Source organism: Chroococcidiopsis cubana SAG 39.79 (assembly GCF_003991895.1).
Classification (GTDB): Bacteria; Cyanobacteriota; Cyanobacteriia; order Cyanobacteriales; family Chroococcidiopsidaceae; genus Chroococcidiopsis; species Chroococcidiopsis thermalis.
In genome coordinates, this window is record NZ_RSCK01000077.1 from 1 (window position 1) to 15,513 (window position 15,513).

Below are 15,513 nucleotides of genomic sequence, written 5' to 3' on the forward strand. Positions count from 1 at the left end.
ACTTTTTTCGTGAGAAACATGTTGCTTACGCCGCAACCTAAAACTGTTCACTATTCTATGCTCTGGTTAGTAAATATTCATATACGGAAGATGCCCTCAGTACGCAAACCTTGGATGGTGTCACGTATAGGGGTGTAACGTTACAGCAGTTCTATGGCAAAACTTTGAAACCAACTAGTGAGGTAAATTATGTTAGCAGACAGAAAGGTTGATGGGACTTTAGATAAAGAGTTGGTGTTGCGTCCTGAAACAGCGGGAACGGTAGCAAACACATTTGCTGAACCAGGTAAGTTTCTTCCAGTGCGGAAGTCAATTAGTTTCGAGGTGGTGATTGCGCAAAGGAATACCGTTGCTAACTTTTCAGCGGGTGTGAACTACTGGAGATTTCACCTTGAAGTAGCTACCACTGAAAATGGTACGTATACACCTGTAGCATCTTGGACACCGACATCAGGTACGCCAACTAAGAGCCGTCTAAATGTCCAAAGTGTTTACGTGACTAGCATCATGCCACTGGCTGCTTACGTACATGTCAGAGCCGAAAGAATGGGTGCTGCTGACCCTGTGGACTACTACGCTTACGTCGCCAAACCATTAAATTAAGGAGCTAAAACCATCATGACACCTGAAGAAATTTACCAAGAAGCATTGGAACTACAATCACAACGCGATGCAGCAGAAGCTCAGTATCAATCCGAGCAAGCAAATATAAGACCCTATGAGGCTTATCAATCCATACTCCGCTTCTTTGCCAGCAACGAACGCTGTAAGCCTCGTAATGCGTGCATAACTAGAATTGGAGAAGTAGCTTGTTACCACCCCGACACCAAACAGTTTGCATTGCATACTCGGTTAGAGTGGGAAACAGCTAAAGAACAAGGTTGGAAAGCTATAACCAACGACCTCAACTTTGCAATTGCTAGATTCCACATCCCAGAGTCAGAACAGTATCAGTTAACTGATGCCGATATCCCTGCATACCCCTACTCCAAACCACCTTACAGATAAGTGAGTATATATGCCTAAAATAGCTAGCGTAGCAATCGATGTCAAGTTAAACCTAGACCCTGCCAAACGCCAAGTAACTGAATTTGGACACAGTGGTGGACGAATAGCTGGTGGTCACTTTGAGTTGAGCGTGGATTTACAGAGCATATGCGTGGTGCGTCTACTCGCATCAACTCTGTTACGTCAGGCATCTTTACAGGCATAGCAGCGGGACTGACTGGTGTAGTGGCTAATGCTGCGGCTACTGCTGTGGGTTTTATTAACCAACTTGGTGCCTCCATAATTAAAGCTGGAGCTGATGCAGAGAAATCCTCGTTAGTTTTACTGTGCAAGTTGGTTTTCTAAACGCAGCAGTTGTATAGCCACCTCTGCAACACGATTACCCCACTCCATGTCCTGACGTGAAAGCAAGTAAGTTGCAGCTTCGTGTATTCTGAGTGCCGTCTCTGTTCCCCACCTCTCATCAGACTCGTTTAACAGTTTGATAAAAAGCTTAGGGTCACGGTTAGCTATGGATTCTACGTATTTCATCAGCCACAACTTTTGTTCTCGGTTGAACTTGTAGCTTTTGATAATTAAAGCTTGAAGTTTAGAGCTAAGCATTTGAAATCACCTCTTCAGTACAGACAGATGGAGATATAGATATAGCGAGTGTTGTCACTAAGGCAATAAGTGTTTTCATATTCACTGCAAATTTCTTCAAAATTCCTAGTCTCAAAAGTCATGGAAATCATGTTATTCTCCAATTATCTAGTTGATGTTTAAGCTGCTTCCGTTGTGTAGGCTGCTCCTGGGTCTGGTACACTCAAGAGCAGCTTTTGACTTTTAAGCTTCTACAGCAGTTGCTGACAGTAGACGGTCGAAGACAAGATTCTTACTACGCACCACTTTCTTAATCTCGTAAGTAGCACCATGATTTTCCACACAATGGCGGTCTATTTCAGTGGCGTACACGAATTCAATCTTAGGTTTCATCCTGCGTTCGCCACCTTCGTCGAGAAGTACAGCCTTACCGTCACGAATAACGTATTGAGGTTTGGTGTAGTATTCCACGTACATCTCTTTTGGTAGTCCGTAAGGCTTGTACTGCCACATATCGGCGGTTGGACGTGTATCTCCCAGACCATACAAGGCTGAGTATTCGTCTTCGGTCATGTGTGCGTCAGCAAAGGCTTGAATCGCATCAAACACCAGTCTCCAAGTTGTTGCTGGCATTCGACTCTTATTGAGCAGAATCTTGCGGTGTGGAATGTCGATGACGAAGAAAGGTTTCTTTGCTTGGTTCAGGTATATCCCTACACCAGCCTCCGTATCTTCAATAGCCGTGTATTCGGAAATCGTTACTGTTTCAGTTGTGAATGACATTTTTAAACTCCTTGTTTAGTAATGACCACAAATATAGAACTTGACCATTTTCGTCGTGGCTTCAAACAGCATGTCCAAAGCGGACTCTGCTGTGAGAGAGGGTACTTTTGTAGTGCCAATTTTTAGAGATGTGACTGCACGCAGGTAAGTGACAATCATTTCGCTCATTATGTCCGTATACGTGTTCTTAGCACTGTCGCTGAGCGAATACTGAACCCTACTTTTAACCTTGCTTTTGTCAAATAGACCGCATTTGACACCCCTCTCTAGCGCCCTGTAGGTTCTAGCTTTGGGATGGCTATAGTCGCCTAGTGACTCAACGAGACAGACGTGTAGAGAGTCTACAGTAAATCGTTCGCTCCCTTCTGTCCGAGCGTGTACCGCAGCAATTTCCAAGATTAGTAGAGTCAGTTTCTCCTGCTCAGTAAAAGGTTTGAAGTGCATACTGCGGTCGATATGCGTCATGTTGAAGTCACGATTAAAAGCTTCAGCATTACGCTTGTACAGGTCTACCAACCCTTCAACACGTTTGTCTATTTCGTCATCGCTAGGAGCAGTGAGTTTCTTCACCTGTTCGTGTCTGAAATTCAACGGACAACTTTGTAGGTCTTCCACGCCCTTAACCCTCACTGCGCGGATAGTACCATCTTCGTTAGAAAATTCTGGCTTACCTGGGACGACAAGAAAAACAAGGTCATAAATTCCACATTCGGTTTTCCTTCGTGCCGTGTCGTACATATCGTCAATTAGTCCCATAACCCTCCTGTTTGTGTGGTTGATTTACTGTTTTGCTCAAATACTCTGCAATTGCCCTTCTTACTATCTCTGCAAATGACACCTTCTCTTCGTCTGCTATCTCACTTACGCGCTCTACCATCGTCACAGGTAGATGCACGTTTCTCTGAACCGAATACTCATTCGTTGTTTTACGCATGGCTGATTGATTGATTGATTTGTATCCCTACGTTAGACGCGATTTGCATATAGTGGTAAAGATTGAAAAATTACTCAATCACCGCTATTAGTAGAGATAGATGCTTTGAGAAGGGCAGAGCCTATGGAAAGTGGTATGTCATTAACTAGACCATAAGCCCGCTCCTCTACTACTTCCTAATCAGAAAGGTGCGTCTTGCCTCTCCCAGAAATTAACTATGGTGTAGTCCGCAGGTCTAAATACTTGATATATCACCTGAGCAGCCTCTAGAAGCGCCCTGCACATGTCTGTGGCTTGACATAGGCAATCTACATAGTGCATCCGGTTATTGTCGTTAGAAAGCACCACCAGGATGAGGTGTAATCCTACTTCCGTATCGCTGGGGTCAACGCTGAGATACGTGATTTCATTTGAGATTTGGAAAGTATCTTGTGGTTCTTCGTCGTAACACAGCTCTGCGGTAGGAATTCCGTGAGCATCAATCGTTTGAAGTGGTAACATGATTGGTACATCCTTACTTGGGTGCAGGCAACCGTTTTAGTTCTCTAGGCTTGGCGGTTGCTTTTGCTTTTCTCCATACATTAAATATAGCCCAATAGACTGCAAATGCAAACTAATGAACTAACTATTTTGCTTGTTAAGTTAAGATTGGTATAAAATTAGAGGTATAGTAGACTGCAAAAGATGTATGACAGTTAAAGAGAGACCCTTGGTTATTAGATGGAAATTAAAAACAGTGATGGCAGATAGAGATATGTCTTCTAAGGACTTAGCTGCGTTGCTAAAGGTAAATCGCACGACACTATCAAATTGGAGGAATTCAAAAGGTATACCCCCTTTCTCCGACCCGAGTAAAACTCTTAATGATTTGTGTATCTATTTAAAATGCACTCCTAGCGATTTGATAGAGTACACACCCGATTGATTTATGTACGACACCCTAACTACTGCCCTCCACTTCCAAGTCGGTGGGCTTTTTCATGTCTAGTGGGTATGTTTCTATCTGTTGTCTCAAGGTTTGATTTAAGTTTTGTGTCGTTTCCTGAATCGAAGCATACTCATAATTCATACTCAAAGCTACAGATATTGGTGTCAGGTCGCAATTTTAGCCCCGTCATCTGACAAAAACTCCGCGCTAATAACTCCGCTTGGTTGAAGCCGCGATCCCTTAACTTGGTTGCGTGCAGTGGAATTGGAATGACAATTGGCTGGCTTGAAGTCGATGGGAGATTTAACCAAGCATCAGCCAGCCAGAACCCTAACGGTTGAGCGATTTGAGATTTTTTCTCGTACTTTAGAGCCGCGATCGCCCGTTTGAGCGCTCCTCCATAGATTCCCCAAGCAAATACTGGGATTTCTGTTGTAGAACGGACATGGCGATCGCTTAGTTGACAGTGCTGTAGTTGTCTGGTGCAATCAACACAGAATACTTTCCCAGTCGGACGCTGACATAAAGGGCAATTTGACTTGAGAAATATGCTAATTACATCAGTCCACATGAGGGAGCAGGGAGTAGGGAGTCGTAGGGGCGGGTTTAGTGAAAGATCGCGCAGATGAGGCAATATATCTTGGTTCAAAACCCACCCGTACAAGAGTCGGGGAGAAGAGAGAATCGCAAAGCGATCGGGAACTGAGGGAGAAAATCTAGCCACTAGTCACCAGCTACTAGTTACTGATAACTGACAACTGTTCGTTGTTGCAACAAACGATGCAGGTATTGCAAAATGCCGATCGTGAATACTGTACTCGCAGCTAAAAACAACCAATATCTATCTGCCATCTGAGGCGATCGATCTAATACCCATGTTCCTAAAGGAGGACCGATGATGTAGCCGAGCGAACCACAGAGGGAGTTGATCGCGAAATAAACGCTGCGTTGTGAGGGGGGAGCTAAGCTGTTGACGATCGATACCGCAGCAGGAGTTAGGGATACAGCAGCGATCGCAAAAATTTCTGTTGCTAAGATCGCCCAGCCGAGGCGAACCGATGGCGCTATACCTGTTACCCAAATGACAACAAAACCTAATGCCCACATTAAGGTAGAAAAGATCATTGCATGAGGGGGACTCCAGCGCTTCAAAGCACGGGTAATTGGTAATTGACAAACAATCGCTAAAAGTACGTGCCAGCCAAACAGGATGCTAATTGTGGTGACTGAAAATCCTTGCTCGACCGTACTATCTGCGACGGCGAAGTTTTTCCAGTACAGAGGTAGCACGGCTTGAAACTGCGAGGCATATACAACCGCCATCGTATTAGCGATCGCGTAGACCAAAAGACAGCGATCGCTCAAGGCTGCTGACCAATTGCCTTTAATTCGAGAACTTGATTTCTGCGGTTGGTAAGTTTCTGTAACTTTTGTATAGACCAGCATGAAGAAAACAACAAATCCTACAGCGTTGCACAAAAACAACGCTCTATATGCGCCTGTTAAACCGACTATTTCCCCACCTAGAAGAATTCCTACACCTAAGCCTACATAGTCCATGACTCGCATCACGGCAAAAGTGTCTTGGCATTGTGAGGGAGAAATTAAATCGGTGATGACAGTATCAATAGTGGGCCAGTACAAACCCTGTCCAAACCCCAACAGTAAGTTCCCGATAACTAAGAGTGCAAAGCTATTGGTTGCGGCTAAGATGGCTGCGGCGATCGCGCTTAACGTGGCGGAAAGTAATAGAGTTCGACGGCGACCGCATACGGACGAGTCGCATAAAGAACTTGCCACCAACCGACCCAATATGCCTGCAACTGATGCGCTGCCTAAAGCTAAACCAACACTAGTGGCAGAAAATCCTAACTGATTGACAAAAAATATGGTTGTATAAAATAAGGTAAAACCGATACCTAGTTGGGAAATACAACGACCAATTCCCAGTATCCAAACTTGTGAATTAAGCTGTGGCAACCAGGAAGTAAATTGATACTTAATTATAAACTTCATTTCTGACGAAAAACAGCAAAGCTGCGGACAGGTAAACAAATACCTACCGATCTAGGCATGAAAAATTTTTGCATTTGTCTTTCACAAATACATCAATCGGCTGCGATCGCAGCCTCTTCAAGACTTAACTGGAAGGCAATTAATTTTATTCTTCCAAATTAACTTTTGCCTTGCGTATTTCCCCTGATTGTAATTATCTGTTATCAGTAAAGAGTGGCTAGTGACTGGTGGCTGGTGGAACCAGAATTACTCCCCTGTCCCCCTTGTCTTTCTTGTCTTTCTTGTCTTCCTTGTCCTCCTTGTCCCCCCACTGCTCCCAGCTCGTTCCTGCTCCCTGCTCCCTAATAAGCGGCGTAAATACTGTAAAATTCCCACGACGATCGCCACGCTAAGGGCTGAACCCAACCAAAAACTATCTGCGATCGCGGCTGACTGGTCTAATGCCCAACCACCCAAGGGCGGTCCGATGAAATACCCGCCTGCCCAGCATAGAGAGTTGATGGAAAAGTAGATACCAATTTGAGCTGGAGGTGCGAGGTCGGTAATCAATGCGGAAGCAGAGGGAGTGTAAGCAACAGTGGCGATCGCCAGTAGACTTAAAGCTAAAATTGCCCAAGTGATTTGACCACTAGCAACTGTTCCTGTTATCCAAATACAGAAAAAGCCTAAAGTCCACATCAAGGCAGAGATTGTTAAAGCTTGAGGATGAGTAAAACGTTTTAAAGCGCGTGCCACAGGTAACTGAGTCACGATCGCCATAGCCATATGCCAGCCGAATAAAATGCTGATTGTAGTTTCAGTAAATCCTTGACCTCCACTGCCAACTGGAACAAAATTTTTCAGATAAAGGGGTAGGGTGCTGTGTAGCTGGGCGATGTAAGTTGTAAAAATAATATTGACGATCGCAAACACTAATAAGCTGCGATCGCTCAAGGCTATTTGCCAACTCCCAGGCGCAAACGCTCCAGTTTGATTCTCCTGCGGTCGAGTTTCGGCGATCGCAAAATAGACGACGGCTAAGAAAATTAGAAACGATAACCCATCTAAAATAAATAGCGCTCGATAAGCTCCTGTCGTCCCAATCAAAACGCCACCAAATACAATTCCCATCCCTAGACCGAGATTGTCGGCTAAGCGAGTCACGGCGTAAGCTTCGCGGCGTTGGTCGGTGGATGTTACATCGGCAACAACAGCTTCAGTTGCGGGCCAATACAAACCTTGTCCCAGTCCCAGGAGTAAGTTGCCGATAACTAAAGTGGTGAAATCTGGAGTAATGGCGAGGACAAAACAGGCGATCGCCGCGATCGCTGCTGATAGTAAGAGAGTGCGACGACGACCCCAAAACTGTGAATCTGAAAATGCTCCCCCCAAAATTCGTCCCACAACTCCAGAAATAGAAGCACTACCCAACGCCCAGCCGACAGCAGTGGCAGATAAGCCGACTTGGTTGACGAAAAAAATTGGCGCGTAAAACAGGGTAAACCCCGTACCTACATTTGATAGGAAGCGACCGCTTGCCAAAATCCAAACTTGAGAGTTCAGCGACGGCAACAGAGACGAAAAGTTATTTTTCTGAAAAAAATTCATTGAAGCTTTAAGTATTGATACGTCATATGAAAGTAAATTTTGTAACAGATTGGGAACTATAAATACAGAAGATTCATAGTTGTCTACTCGCAGCACCAATTCAAGTTACTTACTATTAGTGTCATATCTATGCAGAGACTTTTTGTATTACTAGGAGTAGTAATTGTATTTGCACTCATATTCGGATTCATGTTTGCTTATTATCGTTCTCAACAATCTCGCCGCCGACTCAGGTGGGTGCAGCCAAGAAAGCATGGCAAAAGCAAAACCACCCCATTTTCATCGCCTCGTCGCCAAAAACCACATGATAGCGAAGAAAGTGGAGATAGCGATAGTGCCATTAGGATAGAACAGGTTTCCCGCCCGCTACAAAAAAAACTCTTGCTACTGTTACATGGCGATCGCCAAGCCGCAAATAGACTTCTCAGTGCAGCGAAAGACCGGAATCCTGGTAGAACTATTCAGTGGTATGCCGAGAAAGTCCTATTCGATTTGCAACGCGATTATGGCAAATATTAACTAAATTAAAAGTCAAAAGTTAAAAGTTAAAAATGAAGATTTAAGAGTTATTTATTCTCCTCTGCTTCCTTGTCTCCCTTGTCCCCCTTGTCTCCCTTGTTCCTTCTATTTTCTCCTCTCAGTCTTTTACGCTAATCTTCGTCGTCTAATTCTTCAACCTTTTCCGCTGGTCTATAGTCAGAGCATTTCAGTGCTTCTTCTGTTAAAACGGCACAAGGATTGACAGCACACTTGAGATAAGGATTGTTGGTAAAATATTGACAGTTTCGACAGGGTACTTTTTGAAAGCGCTTGATTGTAAACAAGAGTTCATCTCGCGCCGCAACTCCAATTTTAGATAGCATTAAAAACAAAATTGTCCAGCCCATAATAAAGCCAATCGGACCTAAAAGCATGAGCAGATCGGAAGTATTAAACTGAGGTGATTTTGTTTCATTTACAGTTTGTTCGCTCAGTTTTACTTCCCGTACAATTTGTGTTTGCGCTACGTGCTGTTTTAAAAAGTCAGCCTTATTATCCATATTTCTTCCCTCGATCGGCATTCAAAAATACTGTCTTCTTTAGTAGCAAGACCACGGATACTATATTTACAGGTATAGCGAATAATAGAGTTCAGTATCTCTACTGAGAGTTTTGCTTGTCTATTTGTCCGATCTATCTAAAGAAGTATATTTTCGGAGGTAGGGCAATTCTTTTGATTCTTAATTGCTGGTTCTTGCTTTTTGCTTGTCAACTAATTTTATGACGCTAGCAAATTATTTATTTTGGCGATCGCCAGATCTTATTAACTGGACTGCATTAATTTTTACTCAATATATCCAGCAAATACAAATATATAGTTGTGTTTGTGCGATCGACGGTAACAAAAAATACTTACCTAACTAAAGATAGCTCATCTTCTATGTTACAAAAGCTCGACAATATCGACAACATCAAGATTAATTAAATCGTTTAACTTAAATTAAACAAATTATATTTTTGTAAATTATAACAAGGTTTTTGGATAGCGATCGCATCCAATCTGCTAATAACTTGTGCTGCGCGTGGCGGTTAATGCTACTCTACGAAAAAGTAACTCGACGCTATACCGTGTCAGCTGTGTCAAGCTTCAAGTTTGTTGATAGCAAGCGATAGAAGCAACTCACGATAAGTACAAATACAGATGGGAGTAGGAAATTAGCAACTTTTCTCCTATTTCTGACAGGCTCGTGTAAAAATCGCATGACGATCGATGATACGCTAAAGAATTGCAGAAAGATTACAAGGCGCAAGAATGGTTGTTGCAACCCAGGTTCCCCACTTGCTACGGGCTGCTCGTGGAGAAGAAGTAGACCGCCCGCCAGTATGGATGATGCGGCAGGCAGGTCGCTATATGAAGGCGTATCGAGATTTACGCGAGAAGTACCCATCATTTCGGGAGCGTTCTGAAATTCCCGAAGTAGCGATTGAGGTTTCTTTGCAACCCTGGAGAGCTTTTCAACCAGATGGCGTAATTTTATTTTCCGATATTGTCACGCCGTTGCCTGGTTTGGGAATTGATATGGACATTGCGGAAGGCAAGGGACCAATCATTCACTCGCCGATTCGGACTCAAGCGCAAATTGAATCTTTGCGCCAGTTAGAACCAGCAGAATCCTTACCTTTTATTAAAGAAATATTACAGGCACTTCGAGCCGAAGTCGGGAATAAAGCTACAGTTTTAGGCTTTGTCGGTGCGCCGTGGACGCTTGCAGCCTATGCAGTTGAAGGAAAAGGTTCTAAGACCTATTCCATTATTAAGGGAATGGCATTTTCTAACCCGACAGTATTGCACCAGCTACTAGAAAAACTAGCAGATGCGATCGCCATTTACGTTCGCTACCAAATTGACTGCGGCGCTCAAGTCGTACAAATGTTCGATTCTTGGGCGGGTCAACTTTCACCTCAAGATTACGAAACTTTCGCTTTACCCTATCAACAGCGAGTATTTCAACAAGTTAAACAAACCCATCCCGATACACCCCTGATTCTTTTGGTAGCTGAAAGTGCAGGTTTATTAGAAAGAATGGCGCGCAGTGGTGCAGACCTAATCAGCGTAGACTGGACTGTAGACATGGCAGACGCACGGGCGAGACTGGGAAATCAAATTGGCGTGCAAGGAAATCTCGATCCTGGGGTGTTATTTGGTTCTCATGAATTTATTCGCGATCGCATTTACGATACGGTGAAAAAAGCAGGTACGAGAGGGCATATTCTCAATCTGGGTCATGGTGTCTTACCCGACACTCCAGAGGATAATGTAAGATTCTTCTTTGAAACTGCTAAACAGATTAGATATTAGTGGCTAGTGGCTAGTGACTGGTGGATAGAGTTTTGCTTTTAAAGATTTTTGCAAACCTCTAACCATCCTACCTATCTCAGAAGTTCTTGATAAAAGAATTTGTAAATCTTGTTCGCTTACATATGACAACCGTTGCGCCAAAATTAATTGAGTTTCCAGTTCTGCTAAAGAACCAAGTGTAATTGATAAAAAGTGTAAAAACTCTTTGGTTGAATCTCTTGCTGCACCTTCTGCAATATTAGAAGTAACAGATACAACTGCACGTTGTATCTGAGATGACAAACCATATGTTTCTTGTTTCGGAAAAGCTTGAGTCAACTGATAAACTAGAACAGCTAAATCTATCCCAAATTGCCAAACTTTGAGATCTTGATAACTATGAAGGCTCATTTCAGTATAGTAAAAAATATATGTATAATTTAACACACTTTAGGTCAAGCCACCAGCCACTAGCCACCAGCCACTAACTATGAGAATTTTAGTCACTGGCGCTAGCGGTTGTATCGGTCACTATATTTCTGAAATTTTAATTCAAGAAACTGACTACGAACTATATTTACTAGTTAGAAATCCTCAGAAACTACAAGTAGATATTACTCGCCCTGGTGTAAAAATATTACAGGGCGATTTAGCTAATATCGAACAGTTTGCTGATTTACTGAAAACAATTGATATTGCTGTATTAGTAGCTACTGTTTGGGGTGGCGAAGATACTTTTGAAATTAACGTTAATAAAACAATTCAACTATTAAATTTACTCGATCCAGAAAAATGTCAGCAGGTCATTTACTTTTCTACAGCTAGCGTTTTGGATCGTCAAAATAACTTGTTAAAAGAAGCAGGAACACTTGGCATAGATTATATTCGTTCTAAATATGAAACTTTAAGTAGATTACCAGAATTAGCGATCGCCCCTAAAATTACCGTTCTATTTCCCACTTTAGTCCTGGGAGGCGATGCCCAGAAACCATACTCTCACCTATCTGCTGGCTTACCCGATGTTGCCAAGTGGATTAACATCGCCCGTTTCTTCAAAACAGAAGGCAGCTTCCATTTTATTCACGGACGAGATGTTGCTCAAGTCGTGAAATATTTGATGAAAGGGAGCAGGGAGAAGAGAGCTGAGGGAGAAAAAACACTACACCCCACACCCCACGTACCACGTACCATCCAACTACCAACTACCAACTACCAACTACCAACTACCCATTACCAATTACTAACTCACTACGTTCTCGGACAAGAGCTATTAACCGCTAACCAGGTTATAGAAGAAATTTGTAAATATCTCAATAAAAAGATTTATTTTCGCATTCCTCTATATCTATCCTTGACCAATTTATTTATAGTTTTATTCCGCATTCAAATGGCAGACTGGGATAGATTTTGTTTGCAATATCGCTATTTTACTTATAAAAATATTATCAATCCTAGCAGCTTCGGCTTACCTAACTATTGTTCCACCCTCAGCGATGCCTTAAAAATTCATGGAGTTCGTGGTAGAAAATTAGATACTTAACAGAATACTTTTAGCGATCTTCTTTGCATCTTTGCGCGAAACAAAATCATACTTTCGCACTTAATTTAGTATAGAGCGATACGGATAAGATAAATCGAGTAAATTGTCTCAATTGCATCGGAAATAATATATTGTATATTGCACTCGAAGCATAAGTGGAGATCGAAGCAGCTTGTCACCTCTCTGTGAAAAGGCTTTCCTTCTGCCCTCTGGCTCTACCTTCTGCCATAAGCTTTATTCCCGTGTAAAAATAATTTTGACTTTTAGATTTTGACTTTTGACCTTACTAAAATTCAATACTATTTCTGAATGAAATCTATTTTAAAAACTTATTTGTATGTTGCTAAAAAGCAACGTTGCTATTAGAAAAAATTGGAAAATTAAAGAAATATAAATTCGTTTTATTAACCCATTACTTGATGATACAAGGAATGATAAGAGTGTCATTCCTCTAGCTCTAAAAGTAGAATCCATACAGTCAATAAATAGGAATCATATTAGCGACTTATTTCCCATAAAGAATGACATCAATAGTCTTTTTCTGAAGGGATGAACAACCAATGCAGCTAACAAATAAGATTCGGTTCAGAAAATTACAGCTAACAAATAAGATTCATTTCAGAAATTTACGCGGTGACATTTTTGGTGGAGTCACCAATGCAATTGTTTCATTACCAATAGCTTTGGCGTTCGGGGTTGCATCTGGTTTGGGACCAGTTGCAGGGCTTTATGGCTCAATTTGTGTTGGCTTTTTTGCTTCTCTGTTTGGTGGCACACCCACACAAATTTCCGAACCAACCGGACCGACAACCGTATTTATGACGGCAATTATTAGCGCAATGATTGCTAGGAATCCTGAGAATGGTATGGCAATGGCATTTACGGTAGTGATGCTATCGGGAGTTTTTCAAATTCTCTTTGGTGTCTTCCGTTTGGGTAAATATATTATTCTCATGCCCTACAGCGTCGTTTCAGGTTTTATGTCTGGAATTGGTGCAATTCTAATTATTTTGCAAATTCCGCCATTTCTAGGACATGAAGCTCCTAAAGGAGGTTTGATAGGAACGTTACAAAATCTACCCCAGATGCTATCAAACCTCAACCCTGCCGAAACTGGTCTAGCAGCTCTGACAATGGTAGTTATTTTTTTCTTGCCGCATAGAATCAAGCACTTTATACCCCCACAACTAGCAGCATTAGTCATCGGCACAATTATTTCCTTCACCTTGCTACAAAACATGGATTTGAGAAGGATTGGCGAGATTCCATCAGGACTACCGACCCTGTATCTACCTACTTTTACTCCGGCTCAAACCGTACAGATGTTCGTTGATGCAGCCATGCTAGGGATGTTGGGTTCTATTGATGCCTTGCTCACTTCAGTCATTGCTGACAGTATGACCCGTACCCAGACTCAGGAAGACCGAGAGTTAGTCGGTCAGGGAGTAGGAAATCTAGTTGCTGGTTTGTGCGGTGGACTGCCTGGTTCTGGTGCGACGATGGGAACGGTAATTAACGTTCAAGTTGGGGCAAGAACTGCTTTGGCTGGCTTGCTCCGTGCGGTGCTGATGTTGGTCGTGGTGTTATGGCTGGCTGACTTGGCGGAAAACATTCCAATGGCAGTCTTAGCTGGAATTGCTTTCGCGGTTGGAATTGAAATGCTCGATTGGAATTTCTTGAAACGAGCGCATAAGGTTTCTTGGAAATCAACCTTAATCATGTATGGCGTACTGCTGATGACAGTTTTCCTCGATCTGATGGTTGCGGCTGGGGTAGGAATGTTTATTGCTAACTTGCTGACAATTGAGCAATTGAGCCATTTACAAGCTCAAAGAATCAAAGCAGTTTGTGGTGCAGATGATTCCGTCCCGCTCAATTTAGAAGAGAAAGAGTTGCTCAATTTAGCTGATGGGCGAGTTTCTTTGTTTTACATGGGGGGACCAATGCTGTTTGGAGTGGCAAAAACGATCGCCCGCGAACATTTATCTATCAAGCGTTGCGATACCTTAGTGATGGATCTGAGCGATGTTCCTTATCTAGATGAAACTGCGGCACTGGTAATCGAAGCTGCCATTAAAGATTCTCAGGCAAAAGGTTCTCAAGTATTTATCGTGGGGGCAGTTGGTAAAGTCAAGCATCTTTTAGAGAGTCTTGGCATTCTCAATTTAGTACCATACGATAACCTATTTCTGGATCGAACTGATGCCCTGAAACAAGCAGTTGTAGTAGATGTAGCTGAAATCGGTTTAGATGTAGCTGAAATCGGTTTGCGGACTGGTTGAGTTTGGGAGTTCTATTGTCAAGTTTCCTATTGGATTTCACCTTGTTACACTGGCAGAGTAAACTCGATAGAATCCTCTTGAAGACTTTTGCAGAGGCTTAAATCTCTATTTCAGTCATCTACCCACAGTGCGATTTTAGCTCTGTTTGCCCTAGCTCTGATTTGGGGTTATAACTGGGTACAAATGAAAGTAGCAGTGGAATATTCACCACCGTTTACATTCGCAACTTTGCGGATAGTTCTCGGAGCCTTGAGTTTATTTCTCGTGATGGCGTGGTTGAAAAAACCGTTGTTACCTCAAGCAGTTGGGGGTACTTTTCTGCTGGGGTTGTTGCAGACGAGTGGATTGTATGGGTTAGCAACTTGGGCTTTAGTTAGTGGTGGAGCCGGAAAAACGGCAGTTTTGGTTTACACAATGCCTTTCTGGACGCTAATTCTAGCCTGGGTGCTGTTAAAAGAGCGAGTCAGAACAATACAATGGATTGCGCGCCCTTAGTTTTGCTGGTTTGCTACTGATTTTAGAACCTCAGCAGCTTGATGGGACGGTTTTTAGTAAGGTATTAGCCATTCTTGCGGGGATATGCTGGGCTGGTGGGGTCATTGTCGCCAAGAAATTGCAACAACAACATAATTTAGATCTGTTATCGCTGACAGCTTGGCAAACTCTTTTCGGTGCTGTGCCGCTACTGTTTGTCGTTCTCTTCATTCCCTCTGAACCGATTGTTTGGTCTAACGAGTTTGTCGTAGCGTTGATTTACAACGTTATCCCAGGTACGGCGATCGCAATGTTGCTTTGGCTGTATATATTAAATCATCTATCTGCAAGTACGGCAGGATTGGGTATGTTAATGAATCCTGTAGTGGGAGTATTAACGGCTTGGCTGCAACTGGGAGAACGACCAGGACTTACGGAATCTGTAGGTATGTTACTGATTGTTTCTGCTTTGGCTTTCAATGTTAACTCTCTGCAAAAAACGAAGTCAACCAACTGATTTCACCATTTCTGTACGGGCGGGTTTAACCGCAAAACTGTTTA

At 42.8% G+C, this 15,513-nt stretch carries 21 protein-coding genes; 10 read left to right on the forward strand and 11 right to left on the reverse strand.

Features of this window, described 5'->3' with window-relative positions:
* Positions 1 to 189: 189 nt before the first annotated feature.
* Both DSM107010_RS28395 and DSM107010_RS28400 read left to right on the forward strand, forming a co-directional pair.
* A complete protein-coding gene (locus tag DSM107010_RS28395) occupies positions 190 to 603 on the forward strand; it encodes a hypothetical protein (protein WP_106166802.1) in 414 nt (137 codons plus the stop codon).
* A gap of 15 nt (positions 604 to 618) precedes the next feature.
* Positions 619 to 1,008 carry a hypothetical protein gene (locus DSM107010_RS28400; protein WP_106166801.1) on the forward strand — a complete coding sequence of 130 codons (390 nt, stop codon included), beginning with the start codon at positions 619 to 621 and terminating at the stop codon, positions 1,006 to 1,008.
* 41 nt (positions 1,009 to 1,049) lie between these two features.
* Here DSM107010_RS28400 and DSM107010_RS28405 read toward each other — a convergent pair whose 3' ends face one another.
* The 6 genes from DSM107010_RS28405 to DSM107010_RS28430 all read right to left on the reverse strand — a co-directional run bounded on the left by DSM107010_RS28405 (position 1,050) and on the right by DSM107010_RS28430 (position 3,808).
* Positions 1,050 to 1,289 (reverse strand): hypothetical protein, encoded by a 240-nt coding sequence (locus DSM107010_RS28405; protein ID WP_127024501.1) that lies wholly within the window; start codon positions 1,287 to 1,289, stop codon positions 1,050 to 1,052.
* Positions 1,290 to 1,329: 40 nt separating this feature from the next.
* On the reverse strand, positions 1,330 to 1,611 hold the full coding sequence (locus DSM107010_RS28410; protein WP_106166799.1) for a hypothetical protein: 282 nt from the start codon (positions 1,609 to 1,611) through the stop codon (positions 1,330 to 1,332).
* Between the two features lie 222 nt (positions 1,612 to 1,833).
* On the reverse strand, positions 1,834 to 2,223 hold the full coding sequence (locus DSM107010_RS28415; protein WP_127024504.1) for a hypothetical protein: 390 nt from the start codon (positions 2,221 to 2,223) through the stop codon (positions 1,834 to 1,836).
* A 165-nt stretch (positions 2,224 to 2,388) separates the two neighbouring features.
* Complete coding sequence (locus DSM107010_RS28420) at positions 2,389 to 3,129, reverse strand: hypothetical protein (protein WP_106166797.1); 741 nt, start codon at positions 3,127 to 3,129, stop codon at positions 2,389 to 2,391.
* Positions 3,116 to 3,307, reverse strand: coding sequence for a ribbon-helix-helix domain-containing protein (locus DSM107010_RS43175; RefSeq protein ID WP_106166796.1), 192 nt, complete (start codon positions 3,305 to 3,307; stop codon positions 3,116 to 3,118). The genes DSM107010_RS28420 and DSM107010_RS43175 overlap by 14 nt, the downstream gene beginning before the upstream one ends.
* A gap of 180 nt (positions 3,308 to 3,487) precedes the next feature.
* Entirely contained in the window at positions 3,488 to 3,808 is a 321-nt protein-coding gene (locus DSM107010_RS28430; RefSeq protein ID WP_106166795.1) for a hypothetical protein, read from the reverse strand.
* A gap of 187 nt (positions 3,809 to 3,995) precedes the next feature.
* Between DSM107010_RS28430 and DSM107010_RS43180 the strand changes: the two genes are divergently transcribed.
* Positions 3,996 to 4,232: a helix-turn-helix domain-containing protein gene (locus tag DSM107010_RS43180; RefSeq protein ID WP_106166794.1), complete on the forward strand. Its 237-nt coding sequence runs from the start codon at positions 3,996 to 3,998 to the stop codon at positions 4,230 to 4,232.
* A gap of 133 nt (positions 4,233 to 4,365) precedes the next feature.
* Here DSM107010_RS43180 and DSM107010_RS28440 read toward each other — a convergent pair whose 3' ends face one another.
* The 3 genes from DSM107010_RS28440 to DSM107010_RS28450 all read right to left on the reverse strand — a co-directional run bounded on the left by DSM107010_RS28440 (position 4,366) and on the right by DSM107010_RS28450 (position 7,838).
* A complete protein-coding gene (locus DSM107010_RS28440) occupies positions 4,366 to 4,959 on the reverse strand; it encodes a ComF family protein (protein ID WP_241994377.1) in 594 nt (197 codons plus the stop codon).
* A 17-nt stretch (positions 4,960 to 4,976) separates the two neighbouring features.
* A complete protein-coding gene (locus DSM107010_RS28445) occupies positions 4,977 to 6,251 on the reverse strand; it encodes an MFS transporter (protein ID WP_015154957.1) in 1,275 nt (424 codons plus the stop codon).
* A gap of 246 nt (positions 6,252 to 6,497) precedes the next feature.
* Positions 6,498 to 7,838 (reverse strand): MFS transporter, encoded by a 1,341-nt coding sequence (locus DSM107010_RS28450; RefSeq protein ID WP_241994378.1) that lies wholly within the window; start codon positions 7,836 to 7,838, stop codon positions 6,498 to 6,500.
* Between the two features lie 129 nt (positions 7,839 to 7,967).
* Here DSM107010_RS28450 and DSM107010_RS28455 point away from each other — a divergent pair, with 129 nt between their 5' ends.
* Positions 7,968 to 8,357, forward strand: coding sequence for a hypothetical protein (locus DSM107010_RS28455; RefSeq protein WP_015154955.1), 390 nt, complete (start codon positions 7,968 to 7,970; stop codon positions 8,355 to 8,357).
* A 131-nt stretch (positions 8,358 to 8,488) separates the two neighbouring features.
* Here DSM107010_RS28455 and DSM107010_RS28460 read toward each other — a convergent pair whose 3' ends face one another.
* A complete protein-coding gene (locus DSM107010_RS28460) occupies positions 8,489 to 8,878 on the reverse strand; it encodes a hypothetical protein (RefSeq protein ID WP_015154954.1) in 390 nt (129 codons plus the stop codon).
* A gap of 220 nt (positions 8,879 to 9,098) precedes the next feature.
* Between DSM107010_RS28460 and DSM107010_RS38810 the strand changes: the two genes are divergently transcribed.
* Both DSM107010_RS38810 and hemE read left to right on the forward strand, forming a co-directional pair.
* On the forward strand, positions 9,099 to 9,242 hold the full coding sequence (locus tag DSM107010_RS38810) for a hypothetical protein (protein ID WP_158265949.1): 144 nt from the start codon (positions 9,099 to 9,101) through the stop codon (positions 9,240 to 9,242).
* Positions 9,243 to 9,630: 388 nt separating this feature from the next.
* Positions 9,631 to 10,677 (forward strand): uroporphyrinogen decarboxylase, encoded by a 1,047-nt coding sequence (hemE, locus tag DSM107010_RS28465; protein ID WP_015154953.1) that lies wholly within the window; start codon positions 9,631 to 9,633, stop codon positions 10,675 to 10,677.
* Positions 10,678 to 10,680: 3 nt separating this feature from the next.
* On the opposite strand, the gene DSM107010_RS28470 is transcribed toward hemE, so the two are convergent.
* Positions 10,681 to 11,103 carry a four helix bundle protein gene (locus DSM107010_RS28470; protein WP_241994379.1) on the reverse strand — a complete coding sequence of 141 codons (423 nt, stop codon included), beginning with the start codon at positions 11,101 to 11,103 and terminating at the stop codon, positions 10,681 to 10,683.
* Between the two features lie 43 nt (positions 11,104 to 11,146).
* Here DSM107010_RS28470 and DSM107010_RS28475 point away from each other — a divergent pair, with 43 nt between their 5' ends.
* From DSM107010_RS28475 to DSM107010_RS40155, 4 genes are all read left to right on the forward strand, one after another.
* Positions 11,147 to 12,196, forward strand: a complete 1,050-nt coding sequence (locus DSM107010_RS28475; RefSeq protein ID WP_127024509.1) for an NAD-dependent epimerase/dehydratase family protein — start codon at positions 11,147 to 11,149, stop codon at positions 12,194 to 12,196.
* A 560-nt stretch (positions 12,197 to 12,756) separates the two neighbouring features.
* Positions 12,757 to 14,478, forward strand: coding sequence for a SulP family inorganic anion transporter (locus DSM107010_RS28480; RefSeq protein ID WP_106168651.1), 1,722 nt, complete (start codon positions 12,757 to 12,759; stop codon positions 14,476 to 14,478).
* Between the two features lie 87 nt (positions 14,479 to 14,565).
* Positions 14,566 to 14,973, forward strand: coding sequence for a DMT family transporter (locus DSM107010_RS40150; protein ID WP_199755794.1), 408 nt, complete (start codon positions 14,566 to 14,568; stop codon positions 14,971 to 14,973).
* The gene (locus DSM107010_RS40155) at positions 14,960 to 15,469 is read left to right on the forward strand and encodes a DMT family transporter (protein WP_199755795.1); all 510 of its coding nucleotides are present in this window, start codon (positions 14,960 to 14,962) and stop codon (positions 15,467 to 15,469) included. The genes DSM107010_RS40150 and DSM107010_RS40155 overlap by 14 nt, the downstream gene beginning before the upstream one ends.
* Positions 15,470 to 15,513 lie beyond the last annotated feature (44 nt).

Bases quoted from the DNA above. Each gene is read 5' to 3' on its own strand.
- DSM107010_RS28395 (WP_106166802.1), top strand. From the start codon at position 190: ATGTTAGCAGACAGAAAGGTTGATGGGACTTTAGATAAAGAGTTGGTG.
- DSM107010_RS28400 (WP_106166801.1), top strand. From the start codon at position 619: ATGACACCTGAAGAAATTTACCAAGAAGCATTGGAACTACAATCACAA.
- DSM107010_RS28405 (WP_127024501.1), bottom strand. From the start codon at position 1,289: ATGGAGGCACCAAGTTGGTTAATAAAACCCACAGCAGTAGCCGCAGCA.
- DSM107010_RS28410 (WP_106166799.1), bottom strand. From the start codon at position 1,611: ATGCTTAGCTCTAAACTTCAAGCTTTAATTATCAAAAGCTACAAGTTC.
- DSM107010_RS28415 (WP_127024504.1), bottom strand. From the start codon at position 2,223: ATGCCAGCAACAACTTGGAGACTGGTGTTTGATGCGATTCAAGCCTTT.
- DSM107010_RS28420 (WP_106166797.1), bottom strand. From the start codon at position 3,129: ATGGGACTAATTGACGATATGTACGACACGGCACGAAGGAAAACCGAA.
- DSM107010_RS43175 (WP_106166796.1), bottom strand. From the start codon at position 3,307: ATGCGTAAAACAACGAATGAGTATTCGGTTCAGAGAAACGTGCATCTA.
- DSM107010_RS28430 (WP_106166795.1), bottom strand. From the start codon at position 3,808: ATGTTACCACTTCAAACGATTGATGCTCACGGAATTCCTACCGCAGAG.
- DSM107010_RS43180 (WP_106166794.1), top strand. From the start codon at position 3,996: ATGACAGTTAAAGAGAGACCCTTGGTTATTAGATGGAAATTAAAAACA.
- DSM107010_RS28445 (WP_015154957.1), bottom strand. From the start codon at position 6,251: ATGAAGTTTATAATTAAGTATCAATTTACTTCCTGGTTGCCACAGCTT.
- DSM107010_RS28450 (WP_241994378.1), bottom strand. From the start codon at position 7,838: ATGAATTTTTTTCAGAAAAATAACTTTTCGTCTCTGTTGCCGTCGCTG.
- DSM107010_RS28455 (WP_015154955.1), top strand. From the start codon at position 7,968: ATGCAGAGACTTTTTGTATTACTAGGAGTAGTAATTGTATTTGCACTC.
- DSM107010_RS28460 (WP_015154954.1), bottom strand. From the start codon at position 8,878: ATGGATAATAAGGCTGACTTTTTAAAACAGCACGTAGCGCAAACACAA.
- DSM107010_RS38810 (WP_158265949.1), top strand. From the start codon at position 9,099: ATGACGCTAGCAAATTATTTATTTTGGCGATCGCCAGATCTTATTAAC.
- hemE (WP_015154953.1), top strand. From the start codon at position 9,631: ATGGTTGTTGCAACCCAGGTTCCCCACTTGCTACGGGCTGCTCGTGGA.
- DSM107010_RS28475 (WP_127024509.1), top strand. From the start codon at position 11,147: ATGAGAATTTTAGTCACTGGCGCTAGCGGTTGTATCGGTCACTATATT.
- DSM107010_RS28480 (WP_106168651.1), top strand. From the start codon at position 12,757: ATGCAGCTAACAAATAAGATTCGGTTCAGAAAATTACAGCTAACAAAT.